General features: G+C 67.0%; 1 pseudogene. It reads right to left on the bottom strand.

From position 1 onward, the window contains the following. Positions 1 to 41 precede the first annotated feature (41 nt). A pseudogene (locus EN851_RS34320) lies at positions 42 to 412 on the bottom strand (amidase family protein); the annotation flags it as partial.

Below are 412 nucleotides of genomic sequence, written 5' to 3'. Positions count from 1 at the left end.
CACGTCGATAAAGGCGCGCATACGGGTCAAAGTGTCCATGATCAGACCTTTCGTGCCGCGTCGAGAATCTTGCGGCCGAGCCGTATCAAAGCGACGTCGCTGCCGGAAGGGCCAAGCAGCGACAGGCCGAAGGGCGCGCCGTCGACGGAACCGAGCGGCAAGGTGATCTGCGGGAAACCCGACAGGCCGGCCAGGCACAAAAGATGCAGCGCCCTTTCGCGATAGGCCTGGAACTGTTCGGGCGTGCTGGCGGCGAGCGGGGCGGCGCCGGGAACGGTGGGCAGGACTAGGAAGCTGTCATTGCCGAGCAACGCGCCCAGCTCGTCCCGGAACGCCAGTCGGCGCGCGGCTTCGGTGGCGGCGGTTCTGGCATCGACGGTGCGGCCGAAACCGAAACGTTCCTCGACGCCGG

It is taken from the genome of Mesorhizobium sp. M8A.F.Ca.ET.208.01.1.1, assembly GCF_004791315.1.
In the GTDB taxonomy this organism is placed as follows: domain Bacteria; phylum Pseudomonadota; class Alphaproteobacteria; order Rhizobiales; family Rhizobiaceae; genus Mesorhizobium.
The sequence above is the reverse complement of the archived record's forward strand: the minus strand, read 5'-3'. Positions and strand labels throughout refer to the sequence as shown.